The sequence below is a fragment of the Opitutia bacterium KCR 482 genome, assembly GCA_029269845.2.
Lineage (GTDB): Bacteria > Verrucomicrobiota > Verrucomicrobiia > Opitutales > Intestinicryptomonadaceae > Merdousia.
This window is the reverse complement of the sequence record CP149973.1, coordinates 535649-548885: the sequence shown is the minus strand read 5'-3', so window position 1 is coordinate 548885 and position 13237 is coordinate 535649. Positions and strand designations below refer to the sequence as shown.

Annotated in this window: 14 protein-coding genes and 1 tRNA gene; 5 read left to right on the top strand and 10 right to left on the bottom strand. The window is 55.9% G+C overall.

Annotated elements, in window-relative coordinates; translation table 11 throughout:
- Positions 1-3: 3 nt before the first annotated feature.
- Positions 4-624 (top strand): epoxyqueuosine reductase QueH, encoded by a 621-nt coding sequence (locus tag P3B99_002245; protein ID WYJ07947.1) that lies wholly within the window; start codon positions 4-6, stop codon positions 622-624.
- Positions 625-809: 185 nt separating this feature from the next.
- Here the strand turns inward: P3B99_002245 and P3B99_002240 are convergent, their stop codons facing one another.
- The 4 genes from P3B99_002240 to P3B99_002225 all read right to left on the bottom strand — a co-directional run bounded on the left by P3B99_002240 (position 810) and on the right by P3B99_002225 (position 3238).
- Positions 810-1604, bottom strand: a complete 795-nt coding sequence (locus P3B99_002240; protein ID WYJ07946.1) for a nitrilase-related carbon-nitrogen hydrolase — start codon at positions 1602-1604, stop codon at positions 810-812.
- The gene (locus tag P3B99_002235; GenBank protein ID WYJ07945.1) at positions 1601-1969 is read right to left on the bottom strand and encodes a DUF721 domain-containing protein; all 369 of its coding nucleotides are present in this window, start codon (positions 1967-1969) and stop codon (positions 1601-1603) included. Before P3B99_002235 ends, P3B99_002240 begins: the two co-directional genes overlap by 4 nt.
- A 14-nt stretch (positions 1970-1983) precedes the next feature.
- A complete protein-coding gene (locus P3B99_002230) occupies positions 1984-2544 on the bottom strand; it encodes an NUDIX hydrolase (protein ID WYJ07944.1) in 561 nt (186 codons plus the stop codon).
- Positions 2545-2605: 61 nt separating this feature from the next.
- Positions 2606-3238, bottom strand: a complete 633-nt coding sequence (locus tag P3B99_002225; protein ID WYJ07943.1) for a LysM domain-containing protein — start codon at positions 3236-3238, stop codon at positions 2606-2608.
- 105 nt (positions 3239-3343) lie between these two features.
- Here P3B99_002225 and glnD point away from each other — a divergent pair, with 105 nt between their 5' ends.
- From glnD to P3B99_002205, 4 genes are all read left to right on the top strand, one after another.
- A complete protein-coding gene (glnD, locus tag P3B99_002220) occupies positions 3344-6028 on the top strand; it encodes a [protein-PII] uridylyltransferase (GenBank protein ID WYJ07942.1) in 2685 nt (894 codons plus the stop codon).
- 123 nt (positions 6029-6151) lie between these two features.
- Positions 6152-6772, top strand: a complete 621-nt coding sequence (locus tag P3B99_002215; protein WYJ07941.1) for a DUF2238 domain-containing protein — start codon at positions 6152-6154, stop codon at positions 6770-6772.
- Positions 6773-6802: 30 nt separating this feature from the next.
- Positions 6803-8011 (top strand): MFS transporter, encoded by a 1209-nt coding sequence (locus P3B99_002210; protein WYJ07940.1) that lies wholly within the window; start codon positions 6803-6805, stop codon positions 8009-8011.
- Between the two features lies 1 nt (position 8012).
- Positions 8013-8558 carry a nucleoside 2-deoxyribosyltransferase gene (locus P3B99_002205; GenBank protein ID WYJ07939.1) on the top strand — a complete coding sequence of 182 codons (546 nt, stop codon included), beginning with the start codon at positions 8013-8015 and terminating at the stop codon, positions 8556-8558.
- A gap of 204 nt (positions 8559-8762) precedes the next feature.
- On the opposite strand, the gene P3B99_002200 is transcribed toward P3B99_002205, so the two are convergent.
- From P3B99_002200 to nadB, 6 genes are all read right to left on the bottom strand, one after another.
- Positions 8763-9671, bottom strand: a complete 909-nt coding sequence (locus P3B99_002200; GenBank protein ID WYJ07938.1) for an exonuclease domain-containing protein — start codon at positions 9669-9671, stop codon at positions 8763-8765.
- Between the two features lie 547 nt (positions 9672-10218).
- A tRNA-Thr gene (locus P3B99_002195) sits at positions 10219-10291 on the bottom strand.
- 78 nt (positions 10292-10369) lie between these two features.
- A complete protein-coding gene (locus P3B99_002190; protein WYJ07937.1) occupies positions 10370-10708 on the bottom strand; it encodes a DMT family protein in 339 nt (112 codons plus the stop codon).
- A gap of 1 nt (position 10709) precedes the next feature.
- Positions 10710-11120 carry a hypothetical protein gene (locus P3B99_002185; GenBank protein ID WYJ07936.1) on the bottom strand — a complete coding sequence of 137 codons (411 nt, stop codon included), beginning with the start codon at positions 11118-11120 and terminating at the stop codon, positions 10710-10712.
- Positions 11117-11632 (bottom strand): adenine phosphoribosyltransferase, encoded by a 516-nt coding sequence (locus tag P3B99_002180; protein ID WYJ07935.1) that lies wholly within the window; start codon positions 11630-11632, stop codon positions 11117-11119. The genes P3B99_002185 and P3B99_002180 overlap by 4 nt, the downstream gene beginning before the upstream one ends.
- Entirely contained in the window at positions 11632-13227 is a 1596-nt protein-coding gene (gene nadB, locus P3B99_002175; GenBank protein WYJ07934.1) for an L-aspartate oxidase, read from the bottom strand. The genes P3B99_002180 and nadB overlap by 1 nt, the downstream gene beginning before the upstream one ends.
- Between the last annotated feature and the right edge of the window lie 10 nt (positions 13228-13237).

Sequence of the window (13237 nt, the reverse complement as noted above, 5' to 3'; positions counted from 1 at the left end):
CCGATGAAAGGACGGATTAACCCCGATTTTTTGCCTCCTGCGGGAGGCAAAATTCTTTTGCACTCGTGCTGCGCGCCGTGCTCGGCGGCTGTCATGGAGGAGCTTTTAAGAATGGGGGCGGACTTCGCCGTTTTCTATTTCAACCCGAATATTTTTCCGCTCCAAGAGTACGAACTCCGCAAGAGCGAAAACAAAAAACTTGCGCTTTCAATGGGCGCGCCGTTTATCGACGCCGACTGGACGCATTCGGAGTGGTCGGCGCAATGCTCGCCGCTCGCCGCCGAACCCGAACGCGGGGCGCGTTGCCTTGAATGCTTCAAACTGCGCCTGCTCAAAACTGCGGAGTACGCAAGCGCAAACGGCTTTTCGGTTTTCAGCACAACCCTCACGTCGTCGCGCTGGAAGAGCGCGGAACAGGTCGCCGAGGCGGGGGCTTTTGCGGAATCGGCATTTCCCGATGTCCGTTTTTGGCTTCGCAACTGGCGCAAGGGAGGGCTTAGCGAACGCCGCGCCCAGCTTCTGCGCGAATACGGCTTCTACAACCAGACATACTGCGGTTGCGAGTACTCAATGCCCCCGCAATCCTGCCCGCAAAACAATTCGGCGGAGTCTGCGCAAAAGTAGTTAAGCTTTGCCGCGCGGGCGGATTTTGCGCCGCGCAATGCGTTTCGCGGGGCTTTAAGCGCGGGAGATGCGAAGCGGTCGGCGCAGTGAACGCCGTGGCATGCGGGCTTTTTCGGCGCGCAGATTTGCAATAACGCGCGGATTGTGCCGCCCGTCAAAGCGGCTGTTCTTTTGCGAATGCAGATTTAGTAGATGTCGTCGCGCCTGTCGGCAAAGGACGGAATCTGGGCGCGGATATTGTCGACTTCGTCGGGGTTTATGTCGGCAAAGGCGAGGCTTTCGGCGTCCTGCGGGCATTCGGCTATGACGCCGCCCCATGGGTCTATTGCCGCCGACATTCCGAAATATTTGATTTGCCTTTCGCCGAAATTTTCCGTTCCGCCCCTGTTCACCGCGATGAAAAAGCACTGGTTTTCAATCGCCCGCGCCCGCGACAAAATCCGCCAATGCTCCGAGCGCGGGTGGGGGAACGCCGCCGAAAGGATTATCATTTTTGCGCCGAGCTTCGCCATTCTCACAAAGATGTCGGGGAAGCGAATGTCATAGCAGACGGCAAGCCCGATTTTCCCGAACGGCGAATCGGCGACGACGATTTCGCCGCCCGCCTTGACGTACTTGTTCTCGCGGAAGACGCCGAAGAGGTGGATTTTGTCGTAGCGGGCGATGTCGTTGCCGTCTGCGCCGACGAAAAGCATGCGGTTCGAGGGGCGCGGATCGCCCGCTTCGAGGTGCGGAAGCGAGCCGCAGATTGCGATGTCGCGGCTTTTTGCTATTTCGCGCAGCCGCTGTTCGGCGGCGTTTCCGAAAGTTTGCAGGTAGTCGAGATTCTTTTTGTAGTCGAAGCCGCAGACGCACATTTCGGGGAATACGGCAATCTGCGCGCCGCCGTCTTTTGCCGTCTTTGCGAAGTCCGAAATTTTTTCGAGATTTTTTTCGAAGTCGCCCTGAGCGGTGTCTGTCTGTGCAAGTGCAATTCTCATACGAACCTGATTTTTTTGATTTTTTTGCAGCCGTCGAGCCGCCTTACTTTTTGCAAAATTTCGCGCTCGCAGAACATCATTTCCTGCCGCACCGACGGGTTGCACACGCTTGCGTACAGCACGCCGAGCCGTACGTTTTGCGGCGCGGATTTCCCCGCAAAGCGTTTGGGCACGCATTCGTCCCAGTGTTCCTCCACAATTTTTACGGCGTTTTCGACCCTGATTTTGAACTTTGCCAAAAACCGCTCCGCAAGGCTCGCCGACGCTTCGGGCACGCCCCGCGTGCCGCGCTTTTTCGAGAGCGTGGGTGTGTAGGGCATCTGCCTGAAATCGCTTAATTCGGGGCTGTCTTCGTGGAGCGGCATTTTGATAGAATCGGTTATTTCGCCGTTTTGTTTAGGTATTTTTGCAGAAAATAGATGGAGTCTATCGCGATTGCGTGGTAGATTTCGCCGCGCTCGACCATGGCGTCAAGCTCGTCCACGGGAACGAGCCTCGTTTCGATTTCCTCGTTTTCGTCCCAATTCAGGGCGGAGGTTTTTTTGCAGTTTTCGATTACCGCAAAGTGCGCAAGGTTGTTTTGTATTGCGGGGTTCGGCGAGTATGATGCGAGGATTTTTGCGGCGTCGCCCGTGTAGCCCGTTTCCTCTGCGAGCTCTCGCGCGGCGGCGTCGGCGGGGGCTTCGCCGACCTCCACAATTCCCCCCGAAAATTCCCACGACATTCTGCGCGTCCCGAACCTGAACTGCTTTACGAGCACTGTGAGGATTCTTCCTCCGTCGCGGACGAGCGGGGCGACCTGAACCCAGTCCTGCGATTCGTTTATGAAGAAGACGGCGCGGCGTCCGTCGGGGTGGGCGAAGGTCTGCGCCTTCACCTTGAAAACTTTGCAGTCGGCGACGGTTTTTTCGCCCTCGAATTTCCATTTTTTTACGTCCATAAGTCCGCCGAATTTATTTTGCCCTATAAAAAACGCGCTCCCGAAGGAACGCGCCGAAATGTTAGGGAAGCGTGATTTCCTGTCCGACTTTCAGCCTCGACGGGTTTGCGTCGGGATTCGCCGAAATTATTGCGTCGACCGAAACGCCGAATTTTTTTGCGAGCTTTGCGAACGTGTCGCCGCTTTGGATTTTGTATTTTTTTCCGTCGGGCGCGCTGCTTGCCGTCGCGGATTGCGCTGGCTGTTCCGCCTGCTGCGCGGTTGCTTCGGCTGCCGCCTGCGGTTTTTGCTCTGCCTGCTGTCTGCGCGGTGCGGCGGCGCGTTTTGCGACCTCCTCAATCGCGCTGCGGTTTTCTACTGCGATGGAGCGCGTGTTTTCAATCGCGGTGGAAAGTTTTCTAAGCTCGGCGGCGATTTGCGAAACGAGGTTGTTCGACTTCGTTTTTTCGTCCTCCTTAATCGTTTCGATTTGGAGCGCGAGCGAGTCTATTCTGTCGCTTATTTTCTTGGTTTCGAGCGAGAGCGCGGCCGCCTTTTCGATTTTGTCGTTCATGTCGGCGGCGGTGTCGCCGACTTTCACCATCGAGATTATGCCGAGCGCGAGCGCTACTATTCCCAATCCAAGCCCCAACAGCGCGATTGCGGGCGTGAGTTGCGATTGTTTTTCGGGTTTTGAAATGATGTCGTCTTCCATATTGTTTATTAAAATCGACGCCGATTATGAACGCTCATTTCCGAAAGACAAACTTTCTTTTTTATTTTGTTGAAGTCGGCGATTCGCCTAAATTACAGTTTCGGCATGTTGAAATCGGAAAAACTGTTCGCCGACGTCCGCGGAATCTGCGCGGAATCTTTCGCCGACGGACGCCCCGTCCGCGAAGCTCTGGCGGACTGCCTTGCCAAGACGCGCTCGGCAATCCGCGCGCGCCACGAGGCGGGGGCTGGCGGAAAGACCGTGTGCGCGGCGAACGCAATCGCCGTTGACGGAATTTTGGAGCGTTTGCATTCGGCGTTTGTCGGGCGCATGCGCGGCGCGTGCCGCGATTTCTGCATTGTCGCCCTCGGCGGATACGGGCGTTCCGAGCTTTGCCCGCGGAGCGACATCGACATTCTTTTTCTCTACGACACCTCCGCTACCGAAGCCTTCAAAACCGCCGTCGTGGATTCGGTGGCGTATCCGCTTTGGGACGCGGGCTTGAAGCTCGGGCACTCGTCGCGCACCTACCGCGAGGCTCTCGAAGACGCAAAGGCGGACATCATTCTGCGCAATTCGATGCTCGACGCGCGGCTTGTGTGCGGCTCAATCGCGCTGTATTCGAAGTTTGCGGCGAAGTTCGAGTCGCTCTGCTCGGCGCGGAAAAACGAGCACTTCGACGGGCTTATGCGCCTCAAACGCGACCGCCACGAAAAGTGCGGCTGGACTCCGTACCTCCAAGAGCCGAACCTCAAAAACGGAATCGGCGGACTGCGCGACGCCCAGACCATGGTCTGGAAAACACGCCTCAACTTCGGCTCGTCCGACCTGCGCGAGCTTGCCCGCCGCGCGATAATCTCGCCGCGCGAGTACCGCGCCGTCAGACGCGCCTACGATTTCCTACTGCGCGTGCGCAACGACATGCACTACTATTTCGACAGGGAGAACGATTTGCTCGACCTCGAAACGCAGCCGAAAATCGCCGCGCGGCTCGGCTACACAATGGGTGGCGAGTTCGAGCGCGTCGAGGCGTTCATGCGCGACGTCTACAATTCGTTCCGCGCGATAGACTCCGTTTCGAAGACCGCCCGCAAGCGCATGGGGCTTGTCCTCCCGGGGGACGTCGAGGAAAACATGCGCCACATGGGCACGCGCATGCCGCGCAACAGGAAGTTTTCGGTTGACGGATTTTCCATTTACAGGGGGGTTGCCGACGCGCAGTCGCCGTCGGTATTTCGGCGCGACCCGTCGCGGCTCGTGCGGGTGTTCGCGATTTTTCAGGAGTACGGCGCGGTGCCGTCCGACAGGCTCGAAGTTTTGATGAAAGACTCGCGCGGGCTGCTCGACGCCTCCGTGCGCTCCGACCCCGCCACAAACGCGGCGTTCCTCTCAATTTTCCAGCGTCGCGGCGCGGTGTTCCCGACGCTCGAACTCATGCACTATTGGGGCGTCTTGGGGGCGTTCGTCCCCGAATTCAAGGACATCACCTGCATGGTTCAGCACGAGTTCTACCACCGCTTTACGATAGACGTGCACATTCTAAACACTATCGCGCAGCTCGACAAAATCTTCCGCGCGAGGGAGTCCGACGGCGTGTATTGGGAGTACCACAAAGTTCTCGTAAGCTCGCCATCGCCGATACTTCTGTATCTGATGCTCTTCCTGCACGACATCGGCAAAGGCGACGGAATACGCGGGCACGCGGAGATAGGCGCGGAGATAGGCGAGCGTATTTTACGGCGTTTGGGCGTGCCCGACTCGGACATTGAAAACATACTTTTTGTTGTCCGCAACCATTTGCAGATGGCGCGGTTCTGGCAGTCGAACGACGTGGAGGACGAGGCGTCGATTGCGAAATTTGCGGCAATCGTGAAGAACGAGGAGCTGCTGAAATATCTTTATGTGCTCACTTTTTGCGACGCCATGGGCACAGCCGACGGCTTCTGGAACTCGTACAAGCAGAGCCTGCACTCCGCGCTCTATGCGGGCACTATCGAATTTTTCCGCCGCCGCCAGTCGACCTCCGCGCTCGAACGGCGCAAGGCGCGGGCGTTGGAGGAGTCGCTTGCTGACCCGCGCTCGCGAGGCTTGGAGGCAATCATCTTCGAACAGCTCGAAATGCTTCCGCGCAACTATTTCCTCTTCCACGGACGAACCGACCTGCTTATGCACGCGGCTATGATACGCAAGCTCCGCGCGAAAATAGAAGGCGGGAACTCCGACACTCCCGTAATCGAGTGGCGCGACGAACCCAACGACTCGATAAGCAGGCTGTATGTGGTCTCGACCTACCGCAGCGGGCTGTTCGCGATTCTCGCGGGCGTCATGACAATCACGGGCATGGACATTTTAGGCTCGAAGATTTTTACGCGCGACGACGGCATAACCCTCGACGCGTTCTACGTGCGCGGAATCGCCGACGGCGTCGCGGCGAACCCGAAAATGAAGGCGCGGTTCGAGTCGGCCGTGTGCGGCGCGCTTTCGGGCGGCGACTCCTTCGACAGGCGCATAGACGCCATGTTCCGCGCCGACCCCCGCGCGGGCGATTCCGCCGTTGCCGACGTTTTCGTCAAGCGCGAGTTCGGCAGGTTGTCGCTCGAAATCCGCGCGCGCGACAGGGTGGGGCTGCTCTATAAAATCGCGCGGGCGATAGACTCTTGCGGCTACGACATCGAGTTCGCCCGCGTCAATACCGAGCGCAACCGCGCGAACGACGCGTTCAGAATCTCCCCCCGCGCGGGCGCGCTTCCCGTGTCGGAGTTGGAGGAAAAACTGCGCGGGCTTGCGTAGCGCGGCGGCGCAACGGACGCCGCGGACTGCCCGCTTCCTCCGCATTCCCGCGGCTTTCCCGCGTTCCGCCGCGCCGCGAAAAAACGCTCGCAAACGGGCGCGTTTTCGTGTTCAATTCATGCCGTGAATACGGTGATTCTAAAAAACAAAATTTGCGTTTTTTTAACGCTGACTCTTCTTGCGCTTTTTGTGTGGTCGGCGGCGAACCCGCACAGCAGGGGCGTGTGGTATGTGGAAAGCGCGACTGCGCTTGTGCCGTTTGCCGCGTTTGCGTGGCTGTCGCGCCGCTTCGAATTTTCGACCGCCGCGTATGCCGTCTTCTGCTTCTGGGAAGCTTTGCAGATTGTAGGCGCGCACTATTCGTTCGAGCTTGTGCCGTTCGGATTTTTTACCGGGCTTGTCGGCGCGGAGCGAAACCATTTCGACCGCCTTGCGCATTTCGCTGTCGGGCTTAACGCGCTCGCCGTCGCGGAGTATTTGCTCGGAAAGGGGATTGTAAATTCGGCGAAATCGGCGGCGGTGTTTTCGGTGCTTGCGATTATGGCGCTGGCGAATTTGTGGGAGCTTGTGGAATGGGCGTACGCGGAAATCGACGGCGGAGATGTCGGCGCGGCTTTCCTCGGTTCGCAGGGCGACATTTGGGACGCCCAAAAGGACATGCTTGCCGACACGCTCGGCGCGATTTGCGCGGCGGCGGGCTTTGCGCTTTTCCGCGGGCGCGGAGGGTCGCCAATATTGGCTTGATTTTTACGGGCGGCGGCGGATTATTCGAGAATGGCTAAGACGGATAAAAAGGGCTTCATGTTCGGCATACTCGTTGCGCTCGCGGCGGCGCACGGGCTTAACGACGCAATGCAGTCCATCATTTCTGCGATATACCCGCTGCTGAAATCCAACCTGAATTTGACCTACGGCGAAATCGGGCTGATTGCGCTCACATACCAAATTTCGTCGTCGATTATGCAGCCTCTTTTCGGCTACGTTTTCGACAAAAAACCCGCGGGCTGGTTTCTCCCCGTCGGTCTTTGCTGCACGATGTGCGGGCTGATTCTGATTGCGTTTTCGGGCGGGCTATATTCGGTCATGGGCGCGGTGTTCGTGTCGGGGATAGGGTCGTCGATAATGCACCCGGAGGCGTCGCGGATAACGTCGCTTGCGTCGGGCGGAAAGCGCGGCTTGGCGCAGTCGATTTTTCAGGTCGGCGGCTCTACGGGCTTCGCGCTCGGGCCGCTCCTCGCCGCGCTGTTCGTGCGCGAGCAGACGTGCGTGGCAAAATTCGCGGTTCTCGCCGTCTTGGCGATGGTCTCCCTCGTTCCCGCCTGCCGCTGGTACTCGCGCAGAATCGCCGCGCGCGAGACTTCGCTGCCGGTCTCGAACGCATCGGAATCGGGCGCGCTTCCGCGCAGAACGGTCTGGTTCGTCATGGCGATTCTCATGTTTTTGGTGTTCTCCAAAAACTTCTACACGGTCAGCTTTTCGAACTACTACACGTTTTATCTGATGTCGAAATTCGGAGTGAGCATCGAGACATCGCAGGTCATGCTTTTTGTGTTTCTGCTCTCGACGGCATTGGGGACGCTCGTCGGCGGGCCCGTCGGCGACAAATACGGGCGGAGGCTCGTGATTTGGTGGTCTATTTTAGGCTCCGCTCCGTTCGCGCTGGCAATGCCGTACGCAAACTTCGAATGGACGGTTGCGCTGAGCGTGATAATAGGGCTTATAATGTCGTCGGCGTTCTCGGCGATTCTCGTGTACGCGCAGGAGCTTTTGCCGATGAAAGTCGGGCTTGTGTCGGGAATTTTCTTCGGGTTCGCGTTCGGAATCGCGGGGGTGTCGTCGGCGGTGCTCGGGAAAATAGCGGACGCCACGGACATTCAGTTCGTCTACAAACTCTGCTCGTTCTTCCCGCTTCTGGGAATCGTGGCATACTTCCTGCCGAGGGTGCGGACAATTCAGGCAATGAAGAAATCGGAGACAAACTGAGATGAAAGTGTACTTTGCAGGCTCGCTTTTCACGCATAAAGACTTGGCGGGAAACGCTATGCTCGCCGACGAAATAGGGCGTGTTTCGTGTGGAAAGTTCGAGTGCCTTCTGCCGCAAAATATCGAACACCGCGGCAGCTCGCCGAAGGAAATCCGCGACGCAGACATCTCCGCACTGCTCTCGTGCGACTTGGCTTTGTTCAATTACGACGGTTGCGAGCTTGACAGCGGAACGGTCGTGGAATTCATGTTCGCGAAATTCGCCGACATTCCGTCAGTTCTGTTGCGGACGGACTTCCGCACGGGCGGCGACAGCGGCGAAAACCCGTGGAACTTGATGACATCATACTATCCGCGCACAGAGACGCTTGTTTTGGACGCGGCAAAAATCTACGCGTCATGCGACCGCGACTACCGCAAGGCGGCAACGGAAATCGCTGGGAAAGTGGTAGAAAAACTTGAATTCCTCAGCCACACCGCGCCCGCCATGCCCGCCCGCCTCCGCCCCGCCGTCTTCGAATGGCTCTCTAAACTGCCGAACGCCTGAGCCCGTAAAATCGCAGTAGCAGACGAATGTCAGCAAACGCAAAAACGCGCAATCCGAACGCAAAAAAGGGTTTCCGAACGGAAACCCTTTCTGTTAAAAGTAAGCCAGCTGTCAGCTTGAACTGACGACCTGATGATTACAAATTAAATGTGGTTTGCTGTTCTGCCTACGTTTGCGGGCTTTGGTAGGCGGCAGGTAGGCGGGTTATAAGGTAAATTCGCGGAAATTTTTCAGGACTGACTCCGAAACAAAAATGATATTCGGCTGCTTCAAAGCTTGCTCGATTTTTCGCCCGTAATTGCCATTTGCCCAGCCGCTCGCCGCCACGCTGCCAACAATGATATAACTACTCTTTGAGTTCGCCGCCGATTGCAACGTTCCGCCGTTTTTTAGCACAATCTCCTCGACGCGTTTTCGCGGAATGGTTGCAAACTCTCCTGTCACGACAAATTTTTTTTCCGCAAACTCGATTTTGTCGGGGACTGCAAACGGCAGGTCGTCAACTGTCTTTTGTTGCGGCGCGGCGTCTTTGCTCGTCTTTTGTTTTTGCGATGTCGGTTGCGGATACGTCGGAAAATCGAAAGGGTTCGGCTTAAAGCGTTGCATGTCGTACCCGCAAATTTCGGGGCAAAAATCAAGGCGCATGCGTTCGTAGATTTCGCCGAGCATTCGGGCGTCGGCAAGTGCGTTATGCGCGTATTTATAAGGCACGCCGTAGATTTCCGCAAGGTCGGAGAGTTTGGCGTGCTCGTATTTTTTATGGGCAATTTTTAATGTATCTATATACAAAAAATCAGGATATATTATGTGGTTTGCGTCTAGTGCGGCAGACAGGCAGCTCAAATCAAATGCGGCATTATGGGTAAGCACAATGCCGTTTAGGTGGTGTTCAAAGAGCGCATAAACTTTCCAAAATTCGGGTGCGTCCACGAGGTCGGTATACTCAATACCGTGCACGGATTGGTTGCGTTGGTCGAGCCTAAACGGCGTCGGTTTTACAAGTGAGTAAAACGAGTCAATCTCAGCGCCGTTTTCGCGCACTGATATACCCACGGCGCAAATGGATTCGCGCTCGCTGTTTGCAGTTTCGAAGTCTAAAAAACAATATTTCATATTTTTTATTTTCCCGATTTTTTTCGGCGGCGTCAAAAGTTTTTTTATTTTTTAAAAAAAGTGTTGACAAGGTTTAATAAACCTGCTTTTTTTGCCGACAATCAAAAAATGATTGACAATGCCCAACAAATTATCGCCAAAAAAAGAACGAATATCTGCTGCACTCGAAAAGAAGCTTGTGGCGGACGCTCGTGTTTTGGCGCAAAAATACGGTGTGGCTTTGTCGGATATAATCCGCGACGCAATAACTCAATACGTCGCGGAGATAAAGCGAGTAAAAAAAGGATAAAGATGATAAATAGCGCAAAACGCGGTTTAATAAACCTTGATATAGAGACTCGGGCATTTATGCAGCCCGCTTTTACCTATTGATATTTTGTTTACTATACGCCCGCAAATGGTAGGCGGCAGGTAGGCAAAAATATAGCTTTTTTTGCCCCAAATGTGTTTTTTAAGGGTATATCATGCGGGCAATCGGTACAACTTCGCGCATCTGTAAGTGTAAAAAAATAAAGGACTTCTTGCGGAAGTCCCTTATTTTTAAGTAAGCCAGCTGTCAGGCTTGAACTGACGACCTGATGATTACAAATCAACTGCTCTACCAACTGAGCTAAGCTGGCGAAATTTTTATCCGACTTATGCAATAGCTTTTTTTGCCTATGGCAAGTGTTTTTTTCGGTTTTTTATTCCCGCCAACGCTACCATTTCTTGAACACGAAAAACACTGCCGCTATCATCAATGCGAATCCAACCGCGTAGTTCCACTTGAACTCCTCTTTCAGATACAGCAGAGAGAACACTACGAACACTCCCAGTGTTATCACTTCCTGCAACGTTTTCAGGTGCGCGGCGTCCCAATAGTTGTGTCCGATTCTGTTTGCGGGCACTTGCAGGCAGTACTCGAAAAACGCTATCCCCCAGCTTGCCACGACCGCCAACCACAGCGGCGCGCTCTTGAATTTCAGGTGTCCGTACCAAGCGAACATCATAAACACGTTCGAGAGGACAAGCAGCACTATCGGAAGCAGGCATTTCATGTCATTCGCGCCTGATTGCCATGCCGCGGTATTTTATGTACGAGTGTGTTGTGTCGGTGAGCATGGGGTTGCCGTAGTAGTCGAGCGCAATCCGCGGAAAGCTTTCCGACGACGACTGCGAATCCATTATTATCAGCCCGTCCGCGCCGATTTCCCCCGCCTTTACGCGCATGATTTGGTAGACGCGCGGCTCGTCCGAAAACGACGATGGCGTTTCGTAGGTTATCATGCCGAGTTCCGCGTATTTGAAATCGGGGCGTTTTGTGATGAAGAGCTGGACTTTATCGGCGGGGATTGGCGCGAGGTTTTGCGCCGCGCCCGTTCCCAGCGGGTAGAAGTTTGCGCTCGGAGTCCCGCAGGACGCCAGCGCGAGGGCGGCGAGCGCCGCCGCGATTTTTCCGAAAAGCCTCACTTTACAAACATCGAAACAACCTTGCGGTTTTTAAGTTTTTCGCGCCCGTTGAGGAAGCCGAGCTCCATGAAGAACGCGCAGCAGGCGATTTCCGCGCCGACGCGTTCCGCCATTTTGCACATCGCCTCCGCCGTGCCGCCCGTTGCGAGAATGTCGTCGAGCACCACGAGTCTGTCCGACTTCCCGATGTCGTCGCGGTGCACGCAGAGCGTGTCCTTGCCGTATTCGAGGTCGTACTCCACGTCGATTGTCTCCCTCGGAAGTTTTCCCTTTTTGCGAATCGGCACGAACGGCAGCCCCAGTTTCAGCGCGATTGCCGGCCCGAAGAAGAAGCCGCGCGATTCCGCCGCCATGATTTTCGTCGGGTTTGTCTGCGCCACGAGTTCCGCCATTTTTTCTATTGTATAGCGGTACGCTTCGGGGTTTGCCATGAGCGGCGTGATGTCGAAAAACTCGATTCCCTTATGCGGGAAGTCGGGCACCGACACTATGAATTTTTCGATGTCTGGCATTAGAAAGACTCTCTTTTAAGGATTGTGTCGCGCGTGGTGGGGAGCTTTTCGGGGTAGTCGAGCGTGTAGTGCAGCCCGCGGCTTTCGTGGCGCGCGAGCGCGGAGCGGATAATCAGAATCGCGACCTGAACTTCGTTGCGAAGCTCGATGAGCGTCGGCTCGATTTTGAAATTCCAGTAGTATTCGTCGATTTCCCTGTGCAGGTTTTCAATCCTGTTGAGGGCGCGTTCGAGGCGTTTTGTTGTGCGGACTATTCCGACGTAGTCCCACATGGTGCGTTGCAGTTCGCCCATGTTGTGTTGCAGAACCACGCGCTCGTCTGGGTTGCGCACGTCGCCGTCTTTCCAGAGCGGAACGTCGACGTCGGTATCCTTTGCGTTTTCGAGGTATTTATCGACCGCGACCGACGCGTTGTTGGCAAGCACCACGGCTTCGAGCAGCGAGTTGCTCGCAAGTCTGTTCGCCCCGTGAAGCCCCGTGCAGGCGACTTCGCCGCAAGCGTACAGCCCCCTGATTGTCGTAGACGCGTCGAGCTTCGTGCGCACGCCCCCGCACATGTAGTGCGCCGCGGGGACGACAGGCATGTAGTCTTTCGAAATGTCGATTCCGCATTTGAGGCAGTGCTCGTAGATTTGCGGGAAGCGCGTTTTGAGGTCGTCGGAGGATTTGTGCGTGATGTCGAGCCAGACGTGGGGCGAGCCGAGCCTTTTCATTTCGCTATCGATTGCCCTCGCCACGATGTCGCGCGGGGCGAGGTCTTTGCGCGGGTCGTATTTCGACATGAACGCCTCGCCTTTTGCGTTGCGCAGAATTGCGCCTTCGCCGCGCACCGCCTCCGAAATCAGGAAGCGTTCGCCCGTCTGCGAGTAGAGCGCGGTGGGGTGGAACTGAATGAATTCGAGGTTTGCGACCTCCGCGCCCGCCCTATACGCCATTGCGATGCCGTCGCCCGTGGCGATTGTCGGGTTTGTTGTGTAGAGGTAGACGCAGCCCGTGCCGCCCGTGGCGAGCATCACGACGCGCGTTTTGAAAGTTTTTACGACGCTGTTTTTCGTGTCGTAGACGTACAGCCCGATTATTTCGTTTTGCTGGTCGGGGAGGAGCGAGTTTGTTTTCGCCTTTGTGATGAGGTCTATCGCGAAGTGGTGCTCGAAAACCTCGATGTTTTTGTTTTCGGCGACGCATTTGAGCAGAGCCTCTTCGATTGCGCGTCCCGTGTAGTCTTTGACGTGCAGGATACGTCTTTGCGAGTGTCCGCCCTCGCGCCCGAGCGACGGCGAGCCGTCTTGAAGGCTTGTAAATTGCACGCCTTCCTCAATCAAATCCTTGATTTGCTGGGGGCCGGATTTCACGATTTCGCGCACGGCGTCTTCGTGGCAGAGTCCGTCGCCTGCAATCAGCGTGTCTTTGACGTGCGATTCGAAATTGTCGGCGCAGCTTGTGACGCTTGCGATTCCCCCCTGCGCGTGGTTTGTATTGGTGTCCGAGCGTTCCTTTTTGGTGACGATGGCGACCTTGTGCCCTAATTTTGCGGTTTTCAGCGCGAAGCTAAGCCCCGCGATTCCGCTTCCGACTACTACTACGTCGAATTTCATATTTGTTTTG

Excerpts from the sequence above, each read along its gene's own strand:
- P3B99_002205 (WYJ07939.1), top strand. The coding sequence starts at position 8,013 with ATGAAAGTGTACTTTGCAGGCTCGCTTTTCACGCATAAAGACTTGGCG.
- P3B99_002210 (WYJ07940.1), top strand. The coding sequence starts at position 6,803 with ATGGCTAAGACGGATAAAAAGGGCTTCATGTTCGGCATACTCGTTGCG.
- glnD (WYJ07942.1), top strand. The coding sequence starts at position 3,344 with ATGTTGAAATCGGAAAAACTGTTCGCCGACGTCCGCGGAATCTGCGCG.
- P3B99_002245 (WYJ07947.1), top strand. The coding sequence starts at position 4 with ATGAAAGGACGGATTAACCCCGATTTTTTGCCTCCTGCGGGAGGCAAA.
- P3B99_002235 (WYJ07945.1), bottom strand. The coding sequence starts at position 1,969 with ATGCCGCTCCACGAAGACAGCCCCGAATTAAGCGATTTCAGGCAGATG.
- P3B99_002190 (WYJ07937.1), bottom strand. The coding sequence starts at position 10,708 with ATGAAATGCCTGCTTCCGATAGTGCTGCTTGTCCTCTCGAACGTGTTT.
- P3B99_002225 (WYJ07943.1), bottom strand. The coding sequence starts at position 3,238 with ATGGAAGACGACATCATTTCAAAACCCGAAAAACAATCGCAACTCACG.
- nadB (WYJ07934.1), bottom strand. The coding sequence starts at position 13,227 with ATGAAATTCGACGTAGTAGTAGTCGGAAGCGGAATCGCGGGGCTTAGC.
- P3B99_002240 (WYJ07946.1), bottom strand. The coding sequence starts at position 1,604 with ATGAGAATTGCACTTGCACAGACAGACACCGCTCAGGGCGACTTCGAA.
- P3B99_002200 (WYJ07938.1), bottom strand. The coding sequence starts at position 9,671 with ATGAAATATTGTTTTTTAGACTTCGAAACTGCAAACAGCGAGCGCGAA.
- P3B99_002230 (WYJ07944.1), bottom strand. The coding sequence starts at position 2,544 with ATGGACGTAAAAAAATGGAAATTCGAGGGCGAAAAAACCGTCGCCGAC.
- P3B99_002180 (WYJ07935.1), bottom strand. The coding sequence starts at position 11,632 with ATGCCAGACATCGAAAAATTCATAGTGTCGGTGCCCGACTTCCCGCAT.